Origin of the sequence: Streptomyces atratus, assembly GCF_900119365.1 — a bacterium.
In the GTDB taxonomy this organism is placed as follows: Bacteria; Actinomycetota; Actinomycetes; order Streptomycetales; family Streptomycetaceae; genus Streptomyces; species Streptomyces atratus_B.
In genome coordinates this window covers 58,303-75,380 of sequence record NZ_FPJO01000018.1, presented here as the reverse complement: position 1 = coordinate 75,380, position 17,078 = coordinate 58,303, and the positions used below count along the sequence as shown (strand labels likewise).

Annotated in this window: 20 protein-coding genes and 3 pseudogenes; 11 read left to right on the top strand and 12 right to left on the bottom strand. The window is 70.6% G+C overall.

Features of this window, described 5'->3' with window-relative positions; genetic code table 11:
- Positions 1-139: 139 nt before the first annotated feature.
- The gene (locus tag BT364_RS26200; protein ID WP_072487687.1) at positions 140-481 is read left to right on the top strand and encodes a DUF5713 family protein; all 342 of its coding nucleotides are present in this window, start codon (positions 140-142) and stop codon (positions 479-481) included.
- Between the two features lie 154 nt (positions 482-635).
- On the opposite strand, the gene BT364_RS26195 is transcribed toward BT364_RS26200, so the two are convergent.
- Positions 636-1,262 (bottom strand): hypothetical protein, encoded by a 627-nt coding sequence (locus BT364_RS26195; RefSeq protein WP_079179638.1) that lies wholly within the window; start codon positions 1,260-1,262, stop codon positions 636-638.
- 169 nt (positions 1,263-1,431) lie between these two features.
- Here BT364_RS26195 and BT364_RS42320 point away from each other — a divergent pair, with 169 nt between their 5' ends.
- Positions 1,432-1,623 carry a hypothetical protein gene (locus BT364_RS42320; protein WP_218172457.1) on the top strand — a complete coding sequence of 64 codons (192 nt, stop codon included), beginning with the start codon at positions 1,432-1,434 and terminating at the stop codon, positions 1,621-1,623.
- A gap of 524 nt (positions 1,624-2,147) precedes the next feature.
- Here the strand turns inward: BT364_RS42320 and BT364_RS41720 are convergent.
- Positions 2,148-4,028, bottom strand: a pseudogene (locus BT364_RS41720) (hypothetical protein); the annotation flags it as partial.
- Here BT364_RS41720 and BT364_RS41715 point away from each other — a divergent pair.
- The 4 genes from BT364_RS41715 (at position 3,969) to BT364_RS42315 (ending at position 5,988) form a co-directional block, all read left to right on the top strand.
- On the top strand, positions 3,969-4,613 hold the full coding sequence (locus BT364_RS41715; RefSeq protein WP_371268649.1) for an aldo/keto reductase: 645 nt from the start codon (positions 3,969-3,971) through the stop codon (positions 4,611-4,613). The pseudogene BT364_RS41720 and the gene BT364_RS41715 overlap by 60 nt on opposite strands.
- Positions 4,614-4,658: 45 nt before the next feature.
- Positions 4,659-5,309, top strand: a complete 651-nt coding sequence (locus BT364_RS26175; protein ID WP_072487686.1) for a DUF5701 family protein — start codon at positions 4,659-4,661, stop codon at positions 5,307-5,309.
- The gene (locus tag BT364_RS44325) at positions 5,197-5,772 is read left to right on the top strand and encodes a nitronate monooxygenase (protein ID WP_218172456.1); all 576 of its coding nucleotides are present in this window, start codon (positions 5,197-5,199) and stop codon (positions 5,770-5,772) included. Before BT364_RS26175 ends, BT364_RS44325 begins: the two co-directional genes overlap by 113 nt.
- Positions 5,773-5,844: 72 nt before the next feature.
- A complete protein-coding gene (locus BT364_RS42315) occupies positions 5,845-5,988 on the top strand; it encodes a hypothetical protein (protein ID WP_218172455.1) in 144 nt (47 codons plus the stop codon).
- Positions 5,989-6,126: 138 nt separating this feature from the next.
- Here BT364_RS42315 and BT364_RS26165 read toward each other — a convergent pair whose 3' ends face one another.
- The 3 genes and pseudogenes from BT364_RS26165 to BT364_RS26155 all read right to left on the bottom strand — a co-directional run bounded on the left by BT364_RS26165 (position 6,127) and on the right by BT364_RS26155 (position 8,356).
- A complete protein-coding gene (locus BT364_RS26165) occupies positions 6,127-7,290 on the bottom strand; it encodes a serine hydrolase domain-containing protein (protein WP_072487685.1) in 1,164 nt (387 codons plus the stop codon).
- A 169-nt stretch (positions 7,291-7,459) separates the two neighbouring features.
- A pseudogene (locus BT364_RS26160) lies at positions 7,460-7,723 on the bottom strand (alpha/beta hydrolase fold domain-containing protein); the annotation flags it as partial.
- A 36-nt stretch (positions 7,724-7,759) separates the two neighbouring features.
- Complete coding sequence (locus tag BT364_RS26155; protein WP_072487684.1) at positions 7,760-8,356, bottom strand: CGNR zinc finger domain-containing protein; 597 nt, start codon at positions 8,354-8,356, stop codon at positions 7,760-7,762.
- A gap of 38 nt (positions 8,357-8,394) precedes the next feature.
- Between BT364_RS26155 and BT364_RS26150 the strand changes: the two genes are divergently transcribed.
- Positions 8,395-9,597 carry an MFS transporter gene (locus tag BT364_RS26150; protein ID WP_072487683.1) on the top strand — a complete coding sequence of 401 codons (1,203 nt, stop codon included), beginning with the start codon at positions 8,395-8,397 and terminating at the stop codon, positions 9,595-9,597.
- 189 nt (positions 9,598-9,786) lie between these two features.
- Positions 9,787-10,021, top strand: a pseudogene (locus tag BT364_RS43290) (isocitrate lyase/phosphoenolpyruvate mutase family protein); the annotation flags it as partial.
- A gap of 65 nt (positions 10,022-10,086) precedes the next feature.
- Here BT364_RS43290 and BT364_RS43285 read toward each other — a convergent pair.
- From BT364_RS43285 to BT364_RS26130, 4 genes are all read right to left on the bottom strand, one after another.
- The gene (locus BT364_RS43285; RefSeq protein ID WP_256260229.1) at positions 10,087-11,145 is read right to left on the bottom strand and encodes an erythromycin esterase family protein; all 1,059 of its coding nucleotides are present in this window, start codon (positions 11,143-11,145) and stop codon (positions 10,087-10,089) included.
- A 64-nt stretch (positions 11,146-11,209) separates the two neighbouring features.
- Positions 11,210-11,431, bottom strand: a complete 222-nt coding sequence (locus tag BT364_RS26135; RefSeq protein ID WP_143166554.1) for a hypothetical protein — start codon at positions 11,429-11,431, stop codon at positions 11,210-11,212.
- 54 nt (positions 11,432-11,485) lie between these two features.
- A complete protein-coding gene (locus tag BT364_RS41080) occupies positions 11,486-11,740 on the bottom strand; it encodes a hypothetical protein (protein WP_143166553.1) in 255 nt (84 codons plus the stop codon).
- Positions 11,741-11,772: 32 nt separating this feature from the next.
- Positions 11,773-12,138: an ArsR/SmtB family transcription factor gene (locus BT364_RS26130; protein ID WP_072487681.1), complete on the bottom strand. Its 366-nt coding sequence runs from the start codon at positions 12,136-12,138 to the stop codon at positions 11,773-11,775.
- A gap of 104 nt (positions 12,139-12,242) precedes the next feature.
- Between BT364_RS26130 and BT364_RS26125 the strand changes: the two genes are divergently transcribed.
- The gene (locus tag BT364_RS26125) at positions 12,243-13,547 is read left to right on the top strand and encodes an NAD(P)-binding domain-containing protein (protein ID WP_079179635.1); all 1,305 of its coding nucleotides are present in this window, start codon (positions 12,243-12,245) and stop codon (positions 13,545-13,547) included.
- 32 nt (positions 13,548-13,579) lie between these two features.
- On the opposite strand, the gene BT364_RS39370 is transcribed toward BT364_RS26125, so the two are convergent.
- On the bottom strand, positions 13,580-13,849 hold the full coding sequence (locus BT364_RS39370) for a hypothetical protein (RefSeq protein ID WP_079179634.1): 270 nt from the start codon (positions 13,847-13,849) through the stop codon (positions 13,580-13,582).
- A gap of 126 nt (positions 13,850-13,975) precedes the next feature.
- Here BT364_RS39370 and BT364_RS26120 point away from each other — a divergent pair, with 126 nt between their 5' ends.
- Both BT364_RS26120 and BT364_RS26115 read left to right on the top strand, forming a co-directional pair.
- On the top strand, positions 13,976-14,386 hold the full coding sequence (locus tag BT364_RS26120) for a hypothetical protein (RefSeq protein ID WP_072487680.1): 411 nt from the start codon (positions 13,976-13,978) through the stop codon (positions 14,384-14,386).
- Positions 14,387-14,770: 384 nt separating this feature from the next.
- Positions 14,771-15,256, top strand: coding sequence for a DoxX family protein (locus BT364_RS26115; RefSeq protein ID WP_072487753.1), 486 nt, complete (start codon positions 14,771-14,773; stop codon positions 15,254-15,256).
- Positions 15,257-15,326: 70 nt separating this feature from the next.
- On the opposite strand, the gene BT364_RS26110 is transcribed toward BT364_RS26115, so the two are convergent.
- Together BT364_RS26110 and BT364_RS26105 are read right to left on the bottom strand one after the other, a co-directional pair.
- Entirely contained in the window at positions 15,327-16,502 is a 1,176-nt protein-coding gene (locus BT364_RS26110; protein ID WP_072487679.1) for an RNA polymerase sigma factor, read from the bottom strand.
- 8 nt (positions 16,503-16,510) lie between these two features.
- Entirely contained in the window at positions 16,511-16,918 is a 408-nt protein-coding gene (locus tag BT364_RS26105; RefSeq protein WP_072487678.1) for a YciI family protein, read from the bottom strand.
- Between the last annotated feature and the right edge of the window lie 160 nt (positions 16,919-17,078).

Genomic DNA, 17,078 nt, shown 5'->3' with positions numbered 1-17,078 from the left:
GGCCCGGCGCTGCCGTTCCTCCATCCTTTGGAAGGCAACGCCGTTGACTGTGAAAGTACTGGTCCGAAGTCTCGCACCGAGCTTGTCAGTGGCGTGGCGCATGATCGGGGCGATGGCTCTTCGAAGGAGATGGGGCACCATGCCGATCACGAACCAGCAAGTGACTGAGCACGCCTTTCTGCAACCCCTGTACGCGGACGACTACTTTCCGGATCACGTCGTCGACAAGGGCAGGGAGATCCTGCTGAGGCTGTGCGAGCGGATCGAGGCAGAGCAGCCGGCGGATCTGCAGGCTCTGTACGGGCTGACGGAGGCGGCGACAGAGCAGTTCAATCTGCTGGAGGCCGAGTTCGAGGCGGCAGGGAGTGAGATCGAGACCGTTGCGCGAGAGGAGATAGCCGAGGACTTCTGGTTCGTGGCGTCCGCCTACGGATTCACGGACGCAGACACGGAGGAGCTGATCGCCGCCAGGGAATGGTGAGGACGGCCGGAGGGCCGCGGTGCTCGGTCTTGCCGGTCCTCGACGGGCCTACCACCACAGGCAGGGGCTCTACAGGCAGGGGCTTCTTCGCCGTTGTCGCCGACGAACTCCTGTGAAGCAGACTCGCCGTGGGCTCCGTCCGGTGAGCCGGATCCTAGCGGGAGGGGGAGCGGCGTCGGCTGCTTGCCGGACTGTGCTTGACCGGCTTCGAAACCCAGAAGCGGTGGACGGTCCAACCGGCGCCCACTACCAGGGCCGTCCAGATGAGAACCTCGGCCAGAACGGTTTCCTGCGTGAAGGTCAGGCCCGGCCGGGGCGGCAGCGCAATCATCTGCGCGGCGCCGCCCACGGGCACCGTCAGCCCGGCGAGCAGGCCGGTCACGCCGGGCCGCTCGATGGCCGCCCCCACCACACCTAGAACGGATCCGAACAGCATGCTCGCCGCCCACCACTTGAGCATCTCCGGCCAGTACCAGCCGAGCGGTTCGTCCCGGAGCAACGCGTCCATCGGGTAGTACGCCCCTGTGGCCGCCATCAGCGCAAGCGCCGCGGTCATGGCGCCCCGAGCCCATGTCCCGGCCAGCCGCCCCACCACCACAGCGAGCGCCGCCCACGCCCAGCCGAGACCCACGAGGAGGCTGAGCACCTTGGCGATGCTTGCCCAGAGGGTGCCTGCCAGTGGGGCGCCGAGTGTCGAGTACGGGGACGAGAGGGCATTGGTGAGCGAGGTGACCGCACCGAACCCGGCCCCTGTCACGAGGCCCAGAACCGTGATCTTCATTCCATGAGCATACTCAGTATGTCGGTGGTGCCCTGTCGGTGAACTCCTTGCCCTGGTCGCAGTCCTTCTACCTGCCCTTCTGGCATGGAGGCACTGGCCGTTCCTGCTGGACCGGCTCGCCATCGCTGCCGCGGCGGCCGTCGAGCGGTTCGGCCCGGCCCACGCCACCATGGCCGACCCCGCTCTCGTCGAACTGGTGATCAGTTCAGGCAGTGACGATGCGGCCGGAGCCCGCGCACTACGGCTGCTGGGCTTCGCCGCCGACCTGCCGGTCCACGTCATCGCCGTACGCTCGAAACTTCTGCTCGACCGGATCGGCGGCCCGGTCTGCCCGCCCGGTGAAAGCGGCACCGTTCTTTGACGTGGGCGTCATCCTGGCCGCCGCCATCGATCCGGGCCGGCTTCCCGCAGGCGTACGTGCGGGCATCGGAACCGGCGAAAGTCCCAGCCGGTCGTGGCGCGAAGCCCGCACAGCTCTTCGCTTCACCACCCCGCGCGAACCCGTCATCCACTACGACGACCTGGGCGCGCCGGCGCTGCTCGCCGAGATGCCCGAGGACGTCTCGCGCGACAACACCGACGTGGCCGTCGTCGCCCGGGTGGCCGGCGGCCCTGGCAACACGGAAGATCTGGAGAACCTGGACGCCTACTGCGCGACCGGCTCCCAGCGCAGGGCCGCCGGCCTTCTCCATCTGCACCACAGCAGCGTCGCGCGTCGCCCCGAACAGATCCGGCAGCACCCTGGGCATCGAACTCGCCGAGCACACCGGACTGATACGGGCCGGGGATCGCTCTCACCGCATGGCGGCTGCTCGACGACTGAGGGAGACCTGCCGCGGCATCGCGGACACTGGTTGCCCCTGTGCGGCGTCGCCATCCCGCTTCTCATCGGGCCAGCCAGTGGGCCTCCGTGGTCCAGCCGAGGAGACGGCGTCCCCCGCCCGCTTCCGGTGAGCCGCCGGCCGCGGCCTGGCGCAGGCCGGTCAGCGCCGGAGCGAGCCGGACCGCGACATGAGCCGGATGGCGAGCCGTCTCCTCGTCCAGGCGGGCGATCAACCGGGCCTGTTCCTCAGGACCGCAGAGCGACAGGTGGAACACCATCTGACGCCATGCGTACGCCGCGTCCTTGATCAACGACAGCGGGCGCGGATTGCCCTGTGTCCGCGCGGTCGTCAGGCACACGGTGGTGAAGCAACGCCGGGCCAGGTCCGCCCATCCAGGTGCGGGGCTGATGCCGACCCGGCCGACCAGGGTGGCCAGATTGTGTGTGGTGAGGATCTGGGCCTGCTCGATGACCTTGCCGTTGGCCGCTATGGACCAGGTCTGCGCGTCCGACTCACCGGACCGCGCCGCGCACAGCTTCGCGAAACCGGGCGAGGTGCGCGCCCGATGGGTACGGCGCAGCGACTCGCTCGCCTCGGTGATCGCGAGGTTGCGGACCGCCGCGTAGTCGATGCCGTAGTAGCGCTCGTACAGAGTGCCGCCGAGCAACTCGGCGGCGACCCGTGCCGCAGCGAGGAACTTCGGTGTGAAGGTGCCCATGAAGATGTCCGAGGCGAGTTCCTCGACGAACGGAGCGCCGGCGTCGGCCTGTCGGGCGAGCACGCCGAGCTCCCGGACCAGCGGGTTGGGCAGGAGCGTGCCGGGGATGGCCTGCACGGCCAGCTCGCCGAGTTGACGCAACGCGGTGTGCGCCACCTCCTCCTGCCCGTGGTCGTCGGCGCGGTATTCGGCCACGGCGCCCACCCAGGGCAGCTCCTCCGTCCGCACCTGCCGGGCGAGGTCGAGCAGGAGCAGCGAACGGCGGTTGCGGAACGCCCGGTAGTTCGCGGCCATCAAGGTGCGCAGTGACGGGTCCTGATACGCCTGCGAATCGGCTGCGGCGACCAGTTGCGGAACCAGTTCGGCCAGGACCTCTGCCGAGGGCACCACACCACGTTCCACAAGTGTGCTGATGGGAGCACTCAGCGCCGCTTCCACGACGCGTCGCACCGCTACCGGGATCACCGCCCCCGCCGGCAACCCGGTCTCGGCGGCCTCGCGGGGCGAGACGTCCGAGACCAGTGGTGCCACATCGGCCGCACCGGTCTGCTGCGGGAGTCCGGAGAGCCGGCGCAGAACGAGTTGGGCCAGTGTGTGGTGCGAGGGCAGGGCAGCCTGCGCCGCCTGGCGGGCACGCAACTCGCTGTGCTGTCCGGAGCCGGGACGACCGCGCCGTCGAACCATCGACTCCACCGCGTGCCGCAGCAACCCGAGCCGGCGCGCGTCCAGTGGCCGGCCTGCGACGGTTTCCTCCAGGGCGCCGCGCAGGATGCCCAGGTTCTCCTTCGGGTCACGGTGCTTGGTGCAGCGTGTGTGGGCCGCGGCGAGGTTCCGGTAGCGGCGCAGGAGCAGCTCGCCGCGCTCCTGCCACGTGTCGTCGGGTATGTGGTCGAGCACGCGGCCGGTCCCGGCTGTCTCCAGCCAGTGGGTGAGCAGTTCGTCGCCGAAGGGCTGCCAGACGGTGAGGGCCTCGCGCTGGGTTTCCACCGCGGAGTTGAGAGGTCGGGCGGACAGGGACGCGCCGACCTCGCCGACCGTGCGCCGGTGGACCGCCTGCACGTCGGGCGCAGGCAGGTCGGACGGCCGCGGCAGGAAGCGCAGCCGGTCGGCCCACGGCTCCAGAATCTCGACGAGCCCTACGCGCCGGGCGTTCTCGCGGCGCGCATCCGCGAGGCGTGCGAGTCGAGCCCGCGCCGCCTGGGCACCGACCGGATCGACGTCTACTACCAGCACTACCCGGATCCCGAGGCGCCGGTCGAGGAAGTCGTGGAGACGCTCGACGAACTGGTGCGCGCCGGCAAGGTGCTGCACCTGGCCACCTCGAATGTCGAAGCGGAGCAGATCAACGGCTCCCGCCGGGCCGACGAGAAGCTCGGGCTCGCCCACTTCACCGGGGTGCAGACCGAGTGGAACCTGCTCTCGCGCGGCGTGGAGACCGACGTCGTTCCGGCAGCCAGGACGGCGGGCACGGGCGTCGTGCCCTACTTCCCGCTTCCCTGCGGCCTCCTCACAGTCAAGTACGCCGCAGAGAAGCCCTGCCCCGAAGGATCGCGCTTCGCGCTCATCCCGTACTTCGCCGAGGTGGCGACCGAGGAGAACTACCGGAAGGTCGAACAACTGACACGGTTCGCGGGCGAACACGGGCGGAGCATCATCGAGCTCGCATTCGGCCGGCTCCTGGCACAGGACGGCTTCGCCTCCGTCATCGCCGGCGCCACCACACCCCAGCAGGTCGCCGCCACGCGGGCGACAGCTGTCGGGCGGCGGCTGCGGCGACGCGGAACGAATCCGGCGTCCGCCGCGTTGTAGGCGGGCACGTTCAACTTGTCCTGCTTCGACGTCTCAAGGAGTCGCATGCCAGCCGAATCGCACACTCTGCCCTCAATCGCCGACCAGGCAGAGCGACTCATCGAGCTCGGAGTTCATGAGCTCGGAGGCTTCCGGCCCGCCGAGCTGCGCTCGACGGCCGCGAAGGCCGAGGCTCGTGCCGGCCTTCTTGTCGTCCACCCGGACAGAGTCCCGGCGTCGGCCCTCGCGCCGCTGCTCCGGCATCAGGGGAAGCCGGGGTTCGTCGTGGTCGACATGCCCGACATCGATCAGTTCTCGCCCATCGAGTCCACGAAGGTGCCCGACGAGCCGTTCTATGCAGTGGAAGGCATCGACCGAGGCGATGACATGGCGAACTGGAGCCCTCACGAGGCGCTGCCCGCCATCGCCGAAGGAGGCCGCACTCCCTTGCTCCTGGTCGAGGGCATGCACTGGGTGCTCCAGCAGCCGGCGGCACTTGAACGCGGCCGCTGCTTCATGACCATCGGCTCCCGCCTGCGGAAGGACAACGGAACGCTCGACGCGCGAACCCCAGCACTGTGGATCAGCAACGGGACCGGGCGCGATGGCCGGGAGAACCGTAACGCGCCGAAGGTGGGCTGGTGTTGGGCGGGGAACCGGCACACGTGGCTCGGCTTCGCTTCGGCGGCCGGACGGAACGCGGCCTGGTCCGAGTAGTGTCCGACTGACGCGGCAGGGGCTACGGGTCCGGGGCAAGGGACGAGAGCCTTCGGGACGGGGCAGTCCCCCCGACACGGGGCCGTTTTCCTGGCTGATGTTTCAGAGAGCCGACACGGGCGAGGACGGCGGTCATGGCGTTGTCGACTGCGTCCACGAAGATGTTCGGTGTGCGACCCCCCGATCGCCCTTGCGCCCATGGGAGGGTCGGCCGGCGGACCTGGCGGCCGGTGGGATCGCCGACGACCGCGGCGTGGCAGCCGCCCTGGCACTGGGGGCCGCCGATGCACTCATCGGCACCCGATTCCAGGCCACGGCCGAGTCCCTGGCCGATCCCGCGACCGCCGAGGCGATCGTCAGCGGTCGCGGGCAGGACACGGAACGCAGCGGCGTCCTCGACATCGCCAGGGGAGCGGGACGGCCGGCGGCGAAGTACACGGCTCGCACCCTCGACCATCCCTGACTCGACCGCTGGCGAGGCAGGGAAGCAGAGCTCGCTGCCGACCCGGAGGCGCGGCATGCCTATCAGGCCGATGTGGTCCGAGGCGAAGTGCCGCCGCTGCCGGTGTGGGCGGGCGAGGGCGTCGACCTCGCCAATGACGTGCCACCGGCAGCCGGTCTCGTTGCCGCGCCGGCCGCCCAGGCCGAGGACGCCCTGACCCGAGCAGGGAGGGACTGAAGCGCGCGTACTCCGGGGCACTTCCGCGACCGGCCGTTGGCGGGCGCGCCCACCAGCACGCCGCCGGTGCGCGCATTGCAGGCGTCATGAGACGCCGGCAAGCGCGCCCGGCCGGTGCGGACCGCTGTCAGGCGTGGCTCAGCGGCACAGGGCCGTGTCCACGACATGGTCGACACGCTGCCTGGCCGCCTCGTCGGTCAGCTGCATGGTCACCGCGACGTTGGCGGCGCGGCCGTCGTCGGTGGCGCCGCCCCTGGTCTCGTATCCCGGGAAGCTGCCGCCGTGGCCCCAGTAGAGCCCGCCGCACGGCAGTGGCTTGCTCACGAGCCCCAGTCCGTAGCGGGCGCCGGGGCCGAAGGTGGCGCCGGCGGGTTCGGTGCCGGTGCGCATCTGGGTGAGCTGGGCTTCCTGGAGGAGGTCGCCGGACAGGAGCGCGGTGAAGAACCGGTTGAGGTCGGAGTCGGTGGAGACCAGCTGACCTGCGGCCCACCCCCAGGAGGGGTCGATCTCCGTCACGTCGACCAGCGGCGCGTCGGCCGAATCCCGGTAGTAGCCCTTGGGATGGGCCTCGCGGATGGTCGCGTCGCCCGGGGCGGGGAAGTAGGTGTGGTGCAGCCCGATGCGCTTGATGATGCGCCGGTCCATCTCCCTGGAGAGAGGGTGGCGCGTGACCTTCTCGACGATCAGCCCGGCCAGTACGTAGTTCGTGTTGCTGTACTTCCAGCCCTCCCCGGGGTCGAAGTCGGCCTTGTGCTGGAGAGCGATGCCGAGAAGCTCGCGGGGTGCGAAGTAACGGACTTCGGCGCCGAGGTAGTTGCTGTAGTTGGGGAGTCCGCTGGTGTGCTGGAGGAGCTGGCGGACGGTGATGTGGCGTCCGTCGATGCCCTCCCCGCGTACGAGCCCCGGCAGATAGGTGTCGACCGGCGCGTCGAGGCGGATCTTCCCCTCACCGACCAGTTGCAGCACGACCACCGCGGTGAACGTCTTGGTGTTGCTGCCGATCCGCACCTGCCCGTCCCTGGGCACCTTCGAGCCGGTGGCCAGATCGCCGACCCCTGCGGTGTAGGTACGGGTATGTCCCGCACGGTCCGTGACGCTCGCCAGCGCGGCGGGCAGGCCATCGGAGTGCAGCAGTGCGTTCAGGCCCTGCTGGACGGTGCCCGGCCTGGGGGCCGCGGACGCCGCGGGCGATGCCAGTACACCCACCGTCATGACGCCCACGACCATCGCGGCCGCGGCTCTGCGCCGGCCGCCCCGCCGCTGCCCGGAAGAACGAACCCTCTGCCATGCCTGCTCACGCACGAGCCAACTCCTGTGGAAACGATGGGAAACCGGCGGTATGTGCCGGAACCAGCATTTCCGGATGCGACCGCCCGGGACGATCCTGCTACCCGGCGGGCTCCAGGTAGGGCTAACCCCCGGGACCGGGCACCGCCGCCGAGAATGCCCCCGAGCACGCGGCGCTCTGGGCCTACCGGTCGGACGCCGGGTCCTGTGCGGCATTCTTGACCTGGGCCTTTGCGCTGCCGCACATCGCTTCCCGGTACAGAGCCGTCAGCGCGTATTCGATGTTCTTGTCGCGGTTCGGGCAGAACTCCGCGCTGGCGATGCAGGCGGGTGGCAGGCCCGACAGATCGTCGGCCCGAGCCGGTGCCGCGTACGGCGAGGCGGGGGAGGAGCCCAGGTGGTGCCGCCAGGCTGCGGTGGCCTTGTCGCGGTTGAACCAAAGGGTGTTGGTGAAGTTCCGTGCCGGCCATGGTCGGTGTGCGCCCTACTCGGGCCGGCCCGACTGCGCGGCGGAGCGGGAACGTCGGTGGGCCGCGACCCGTTCGCGGGTCGCGCATCGGCGGGAGCAGTAGCGGCGCTCCGGGCCGCTGCCCTGGGTGATGAAGACGATCCGGCAGCCGGGCGACGAACAGATCCTGCCGGGCGGACGCTGGTGGTCCCAGATGAGGACGGTCAGGGCGATGCACGACGAGGCGAGGAGCCACTCGTCCCAGGGGGCGTTGTCATCGTCGTCGAGGTGGGGGTGCCAGGGGGTGCTTCCGCCGTGCGACGTCAGGCGGAGCGGTCCGGTGTGCTCCTGCAGGAGGCGATTGAGAGCGGCGGCGGCACCGTCGGTACTCTCGGCGGTGAAGACCTCCCGCAGCAGGGCGGCAGCCGCACGCATCCCGGCGACATCGTGAGTGGTGAGGTCGATGGGGTCCGGTTCGCCGTAGGCACGAAGCACATCGGCGACCTTGTCCGGGTCGGGAGGGTCGTCGTCGAGAACGTTGATCAGAGCGGCGGTCCGCCCGGCCATGGTCAGCACGGAGTGCCGGGTGGACCAGTTGTCGATGTTGGAAGGCACCCAGGGAATGTAACGCATATTGCTGATGTTTGAGTTACCTCCGTAACGTCTCGCTCATGAAAAGGCGTTACTCACTCCACCTCTATCTGGCCGGAGCCGTGGCAGCCCGCGCCGGGGACGAGATGTCGGGCCCGGCGCTGATGCTGGCAGGATTCGCACTGGCCGGCTCGGCCACGGACGCGTCGTCACTGCTCGCGGGCATCACGATCTCCGCCGCGGTCGGCGGGCCGGTGCTCGGGGCGCTCCTCGACAGAACAGGACGGCCGGGCCGCCTGCTGGCCGGAGCCCTCGTCCTGTACGCGGCCGGCCTGGGGCTGATCCTCGTGGGGCTCGGCCGCCTGCCGTTCGCCGTCACCATTCTGATCGCAGTGTGTACAGGGATGCTGGGGCCGGCCCTGTCGGGCGGATGGACGGCCCAGCTGCCCCGCGTGGTGCCGGGTGACCGCCTGCCCCGGGCGAACGCCCTCGACGCCATGACGTTCGGTGCGGCGGGCCTGGCCGGTCCGGCTCTCGCCGGCGGAGTGGCGCAGATGCTGGGAGCCCCGACGGCCGTGGTGGTCTCCGCGGCGCTCGTCTGCTTGGCGCTGCCCGCCGCATGGTCGCTCCCCGACCGTCCCGGCCGGGGTCGGGGCCCTCGGCCGGCCGCGGTGGTCAGCGACCTTGCCGCCGGAATACGGATCACCGTCAGAAGACCGCCCCTGGCCCGGGCGACCGTCACCTCGACCGTCTCCTGTGCGGCTCAGGGCATGCTGACGGCCTGCGTCGCGCTCCTCGGCGAGCGCGTCCTGGGCGGGGCCGGTCGCGGCGCGATGCTGCTCGCCTGCACGGCGATTTCCGCCCTGGCGGCCAACGCCGTACTCGCGCGATTCCCGCGCTCGGTCGCGCCCGACACCATCATCCGGGCCGGCGCCCTTGTCCAGGCTGCCGCGTTGGCCCTGACCGCGTCGGGCCGGCCGGCCGTGCTGATCGTGGCCGCACTGCTGGCCGGGATCGGTGAAGGACCCCAACTGGCCGCTTTGTTCGCGGTCCGCCACCGCGAAGCCCCGGAACACCTGCGCGGCCAGATCTTCACCACCGGCGCCAGTTTGAAGATCACCGGATTCGCCCTGGGAGCGTTGGCCGGCGGACCGCTTGCGACCTGGTCCGTTCCGGGCACCCTGGCACTCGCATCGGGTGTGGCGGCCCTCGCGGCACTGGCCTGTTCCGTGATCCCGTCGACGAACGTCGACTCGTCCGAGAACGGCACTCCGGCGAGATAGGCGGGGCGTTCCGCCTACCCGGATCAAGATCGACGTCCACGCCGGAATCCTGCCGGAAGACGGACGGCAGCCGGTGTTTGACTGCGGCCATGACCATCACACAGCCGGACATCGCCCACCCCTTCCGCTCCCTGCACACCCCATCCGCACCCCTCGCGCTCGCCAACGCCTGGGACGTCGCGAGCGCCCGCGTCATCGACGGAGATCTCCGTTCCGCTGAACATCATGGCCGGCCCCGGCGCCCCGGCCGTTGCCGAGCTCGGCGCCCTCGGGGTGGCCCGCGTCAGTCTCGGCTCGGGCGTGGCACAAGCCGCCTACGCCGCCGCACGCCGCGCAGGAGCTCTTCGGTTCCGGCGCATACGACTCCCTGGCCGAAGGCATCGCCTTCCCCGAACTCGACGCACTGCTCTCCGGGCCCCACTGAACCACCTACGGCCGGCCTCGCGTCGGCCGGGGCGAGGTCTCGTCGGTGTTCGCGGAGATACGCCTTCAGAGTCCCTGACTCTGCGGGATGTCCTTGACGAACACGACGCCGTCGGTGCTTGCCAAGTGGGCCGGGTCGAGCGGGGCGTAGCCGAACCAGGGGGACACACGGGGCGCGGGCAGCGTGTCGCCCAAGGCGGTGGCCGGTCTCGGGGCGTCGATGACGCAGCGGTCCTCCGGGAGCGCGTACAGGAGTCCTTCGACGGTGTCCGGCGGCGACGTGTCCATTCCCCGGTGCCGGATCGTGCCGAGGGCCGTGGCCACGAAGGCGTACTCTCCGCCGAGTTGGGCGTTCACCAGCGCACCGGCGCTCCACGCCAGATCGGTGAGATCGCTGCGGAGGTGCAGTGCCTGGGTCCAGATGACCGACCTGCTCTGTTCGAGCATTTCGACCGCGGTCGCGGGCTGTCCCGCGGCGATGGCGGCCCCGGCGGCCTCGGAGGCGAGCCCCGACCATCTGCGAACGGTGTCGCTGCGCACCCCGGTCCGCATCCCGTGCCAGGCGACCGTGGGCAGGTGCCGGACCGCGAGCCCGTAGTCCGCGACCGCTCCTTGGACGTCGCCCTCCTTCGCCGCGAGCAGGCCGGCGTGGACCGCGCACCGCATGACCATGTCCGGGTCGCCGTACGGATCCCGGGCGGCCTCGCGCCAGCGCGCCAGGGCGGCTTCCAGATCGGCGCGGTTCCCGGTGACGCCGTGGCGCTGCTCCAGGATCAGCCCCAGTGACCACGGCCATTCACCTCGGCGGGCGTCTCCCGACCGGGTGACCTCGACGGCTTGCCTCGCCGCGGTGACCGCCTGGTCCAGCAAGGCCGCATCCCGCCCGGCCCGGGCGTCCGTCGTCAGCGCCACGGCGCGGTTCCGGAGGAAGAGGCCGTAATCGGAGGAGCCGGGGTGGACCGCGTCGATCATCCGTTTGCTGACCCGCAGCATCTCCGCGACATCAGCGGGGTCGGGATCACCGGAGAGATCGACCCGCATGCGGAGGAGCCACGAGAGGGTGGAAAGCGGGTTCCTGACGAAGTCCCCGTGCTCCGGGAACTCGTGCTCCGCCTCGGCGGCCAAGGTGATCGCCTCGTCCAGGAGCGCGTGGTCGCCCGTCCGGTGGAAGACCTGGGTCCACGCCCCGTCAGAAGCGGAACCGGGCCAACTCCGCCACCGTCGTCATGTCGTATTCCGGCTCGCAGGTACGGCCGGTGCGGATCGCGGTGGCCATGGCCGCCGCGTGCTCGTCCTCCGCCCGCGGATCGGTCAGATGCCGAGGGTCCCCCGACTTCCGGAAGAGGATGATCCTCCGGCGGATGACCGAGGCCGGGTCCGGCACGGAGCGGGATGTCGGATCCTCTGACATTGCTTCAGACTACTGAAAGCGCACTCGCCGTACTTCAGTCCGACCATTTCGTGATCACCGGATGCGGTCGCCGTCGGTTGCGAGCGACTCGCGGGCATCGAAGAGTGGCTGCCCGTCTTCACCGCAGTCGCCGATGACTTCGACGCCTTCCTCGACAGCCTGGTCGTCGACCCGCAACTGGCGGCGGACATCTGGGCCGATGCCGTCGGCAGCGACTCCGTCGACCCTCGGCGGCGGACCGTCGAGGAATGGCTGGACAAGGAACTGCCGGACCGGCGTGCCGAGCCCTGGGCAGCGGTCTGACCTCACGGTCCGCCCGGGCGGCTACGCGATGTCATCGGTCAGGAGCGCAGGTCGAGCATGGCGGACATGGCCGCCACGACGGACGGGGCGACCCGGTAGTACACCCAGGTTCCGCGCCGCTCCGACGTGAGGAGGCCGGCCTCGCGCAGCTTCTTCAGGTGGTGGGAGACGGTCGGCTGGGAGACGCCGACGTCGGAGATGTCGCAGACGCAGGCCTCGCCGCCCGGGTGCGAGGCGACCTTGGAGAACAGGCGCAGCCGCACCGGGTCCGACAGGGCCTTGAACATGACGGCCATCTTCTCCGCGTCGTCCTGCGACAGCTCCCCGGCGGTGATCGGCGGGCAGCATGGCACCACGGCTCCCGCGTCCACGACCGGTGGCTCCACAAGTTCTGAATTCGACATGCGTCTATGTTGACACTCATCGATACCCAATGCCAAGCTCCTGATATCGACAGTGATCGAAGCAGCTGTCGGACAGGCCACCCACCTCGGAGGACATCACCGTCATGACCACCACTGCAGACCTGCCGGTCGTCGTCATCGGCGCCGGCCCCGCCGGGCTGGCCGCCGCCGCCCACCTGGTCGGGCGCGGCATCGAACCGCTGGTCCTGGAAGCAGGACCGGCCGCCGCCTCCGGCGTACGCGACTGGTCGCACGTACGGCTGTTCTCCACCTGGGGCGAGCTCACCGACCCGGCCGCCGAGAAGCTCCTGGCCCCGACCGGCTGGAGCAAGCCTGACGCGGCCACCTACCCGACCGGCGGGGACTGGGCCGAGCAGTACCTGCAGCCCCTCGCCGACGTCCTGGGCGAGCGCGTCCGCTTGGGCGCCACCGTCACCGGAGTCTCGCGCGCGGGCCGTGACCGCATCGTCGATGCCGACCGCGAAACCCAGCCCTTCGTCGTCCACTTCGCCACCGCCGACGGCGGCGAGGAGCGTGTCCTCGCCCGCGCGGTCGTCGACGCCTCCGGCACCTGGACCACTCCGAGCCCGGCCGGGGCCGACGGTCTGCCCGCCCTCGGCGAGAAGACCGCGGCCGACCGCCTCACCTACCGTGTCCCCGACCTCAAGGACCCGGCAGTCCGCGCCCGGTACGCGGGCAGGCGCACCGCCGTCATCGGCTCCGGCTCCTCCGCGTTCACGGCCCTGGCCACCCTCGCCGACCTCGCGAAGGACGAGCCCGGCACACACGCGGTATGGATCCTGCGCCGCGGCATCAGCGGCTCCACCTTCGGCGGCGGCACCGCCGACCAGCTCCCCGCCCGCGGCGCCCTCGGCCTGGCCGCGAAGGCCGCAGTCGACAACGGCCACGCGGACGCGGTCACCGGCTTCCGCACCGAAGCCGTCGAGCGTGACGAGGACGGCCGACTGATCCTGGTCGGCGAGGACGGACACTGCCTGGACCCGGTGGACGAGGCCATCGTGGTGACCGGCTTCCGCCCCGACCTGTCCTTCCTCTCCGAGATCCGCCTCGGCCTCGACGAACGCCTCCAGGCCCCCACCGCACTGGCCCCGCTCATCGACCCCAACCAGCACTCCTGCGGCACCGTCTACCCGCATGGCCACCGCGAGCTCTCGCACCCCGAACCCGGCATCTACCTGGTCGGAATGAAGTCCTACGGCCGCGCTCCGACATTCCTGGCCATGACGGGCTACGAGCAGGTCCGTTCCGTCACCGCCGCCATCGCCGGTGACATCGAGTCCGCCGACAGGGTCGAACTCACCCTCCCGGAAACCGGGGTCTGCGGCGGCGCCGGACTCTTCGAGGACCAAGCAGCCGATCAGGCCGACGCCGGAGGCTGCTGCAGCTGATCGGGCGCGGGAACTCGCGGGCTCCCGCGCTGTCATGGGTCAGCTCCGGCGTACCGGCTGCCCGGTCCGCCGTCCGCCTCGCGGCAGGCGGCTCGGAGCAAGTCCGAGAAGCGTCGCCGTGTACGCACACAGCACCGCGATCCCGACCCACTACGGAAGGGGAAGTAGCCGGCGGAGGGCGCGTGGTGGGCGACGACCTGCGGATACTCGATCAGGGTCTGCTGGACGGCGAAGCCGGTGGCCGGAGTGACCCGCAGCAGCCACTGCGACAGGCCGTCGGCCGGCAGCGGGAACGAAGTCACGGCGTACGGGACCGCGATCGTCAGGGGCCAGCAGGTCTCCGCCTACGCGGGCCCGCACTGCTCGGGCTCCGGAGTCTCCTACAGCGAGCACCGCTCGTCCAAGGTTGCCAACGACGACGATGACCTGTGGACGACCGCGACCGGCGGCTACTCGTCCAACGGCTGCAACGGACGTTTCCGCTCGATCCCGATGTCCGGGGACGGCAGCGACGCGGGCAACTACGCGACCTGGTCCTTCAGCACCGGCGCCGTCACCTCGGGCTCCTGCCCCGTATCAGTGTGCACATCCCCGACTCCGGCGACATCCGGCACGTGGGCGGCGCGCCGTCCTACTACACCGTCCACGCCGGCAGCAGTTCCTCCTGGGGGCAGCTGGCGAGCTTCACGATCGACCAGGTCGCCCACCACGGGCAGTGGGTGGAGGCCCCGAACGTCAGGATCAGTGGCGGGAGGCCGGCCGTCGTGCTGCACGACCGCGGGACCGGAACTCGCCCGGTTCCACGGACGCGCACCACGCGGCAGACGCGGTCTTTGTGAACTGCAGCTGACGCCGGGCACTTCCGGACCTGGACAACACGCCGGTCAAGTCCGGGGCCGGCGGTGACCCGTGGGCTTCGGCCTGCTGTTGACAGCAGGCTGCAGCCTCAGGGCCCGAGGCTGTCGTCATCGGGTCCGTACCAGGGTGGTCACGCCTCCTCACACCTGCTGATACCGCGCGCACTCCACCGTTCCAGGGTCGATCCCGGCCGGGGGAGGGGTAACGATGGAAGGAAGATCCAGCACAGCGCATTTCGATGCGAAAGCGAACGGCGGCTCGACGGAGGGGGCGGCAGCCCCATGGAGAGGGAGCCTCCAATGAAGTTCATCGATGAGAAGTTGCGTGCCCCGCCCCGGTCGGCGGTCCGGACTTCGGCGAAGCCTGTGATCTCCGCCGGCGACTGCGGTCTGCTCCTTGTCAGGATCGCCTTCGGCCTCCTCATGGCCGGGCACGGATCCCAGAAGCTCTTCGGAATGCTCGGTGGTGAAGGTCTTGACGCAACGGGCAAGGGTTTCGCCGCTCTGGGCTACCGACCGGGAGCGGTCTATGCCGCCATCGGCGGTGGCTCGGAATTCCTCGGCGGCCTGGGCCTGGCTCTCGGGCTGTTCACCCCACTGGCATCGGCCGCCCTGATCGGCGTGATGATCAATGCCATGGCGACCGTCACCGCCGCACATGGCCTGTGGGCGACGCAAGGCGGCGCCGAATACAACGTGTGCATCGCGGTCGTGGCGCTGGCCGTCGCTGCCATCGGTCCCGGCCGGTTCGCCCTCGACAGACCGTTCCGCTGGGGGAGGGGCGGCTGGCCGGAAGCCGCTTTCGCGCTGTTCGCGGGTGGCATCGGCGCCGCCGTCGTGCTGAGCCTGTGAGCCCGGGACGACGCGGACGAATTCGCCATGGGCCACGCCGAGTATCGCGGCGAATTCCGAGCGTGAACCATCAGCTACGCCCCCGGGTATTGAGCCGGGCGGCCTGGCGCGTCAGATGGTCGCGCTCGGCGAGGTTGGTTGCCTTCAGGGCCGCCTCGGCGTACAGCCGTGCCGCCGTCGTCAGGTCGCCGTCGCGCTCGTGGAGGTACGCAGCCACCGCGGCGTAGCGGGGCAGCGAGTCGTCCAGGGACGCGAGCGCCGCCAGACCGGCACGAGGTCCGTCGGCCTCGCCGACGGCCACCGCGCGGTTGAGTCGGACGACCGGGCTGTCGGTCAGGCGCGCGAGCTCGTCGTACCACTCGACGATCTGCACCCAGTCGGTCTCCTCTGGGATGGGCGCGTCGGCGTGCAGCGCCCCGATGGCGGCCTGGGCCTGGAACTCGCCGAGCCGGTCGCGAGCGAGGGCCGCCCGAAGGATCCCGACGCCCTCGGCGATCGACCCGGTGTCCCACCGGCCGCGGTCCTGATCGGCGAGCGGCACCAGGCTGCCGTCGGGCGCGGTCCGGGCGGCGCGCCGGGCGTGGTGGAGCAGCATGAGGGCGAGCAGCCCCGCCACCTCGGGGTGGTCGATCGCGGCCGCGAGCTGCCGGGTGAGCCGGATGGCCTCGGCGGCGAGGTCGATGTCGCCGGAGTAGCCCTCGTTGAAGACCAGGTAGAGGACGCGCAGCACGGTGGCTACATCGCCGGGCTGGTCGAACCGCACACCGGAGACGGTGCGCTTGGCCCGGCTGATGCGCTGCGCCATGGTTGTCTCGGGCACCAGGTAGGCCTGGGCGATCTGGCGAGTGGTGAGCCCGCCGACGGCGCGCAGCGTGAGCGCGACCGCGGAAGACGGCGTCAGCGACGGATGGGCGCACAGGAAGTAGAGCTGGAGCGTGTCGTCCACCGCGGGCGCGGGCCCCGGAGCCGGTTCCTCGTCGACGAGGTCCTCACGCCGGCGGCGGGCCGCGTCCGCCCGGGTCGCGTCCAGGAACCGGCGCCAGGCCACGGTGACCAGCCAGCCCTTCGGGTCCCGGATGGGGTCTTCCCTGCCCGAAGAGCCGGGAGAAGGGCCGGACGGCCAGACGCGGACCGCCTCGACCAGCGCGTCCTGCACGGCGTCCTCGGCCGCCGCGAAGTCGGCTCCGCGGCGGACGAGGATTCCGAGCACGCTCGGAGTGAGGCTCCGGAGCAGATTCTCGTCCACTTCCGGGGTCACTCCGTGATGGTGGCCGACGCGCCCAGGAACGGGCGCACCTCAAGCCACTCGTGGATCGGCTTCCCGCCCGCCCCGGGGGCGGCCGAGAGCTCCCCGGCCAGCTCGACGGCGCGCTCGTAACTGTCCACATCGATCACCATCCAGCCGGCGATCAGGTCCTTGGTCTCGGCGAACGGGCCGTCGGTGACCGGCGGGCGCCCCTCGCCGTCGTACCGGACCCACGTCCCCTCGGGAGCGAGCGCCTGACCGTCTACGAACTCACCGGTCTTCTCGAGCCGGTCCGCGAAGTCCTGCATGTACTGGACGTGGGCCGAGATCTCCTCCGGCGTCCACTGGTCCATGCACACGTCGTTCACCGGGGCCGGGGCGCCGCGATAGTGCTTGAGCAGCAAGTACTTGGCCATCGTGTTTCTCCTCGGTGCTGGTGCGACCCATTGTGGTCGCGTTCATAGCAGGGACGCAGCCGGCCACGGGTTCTCGACATCGCCGTCCGACATTTTTTGCACCCGTGGACGAGCCCGGGTGAACCGCTCGCGGCGTCCGGGTCCACCCAACCGCCGGAGA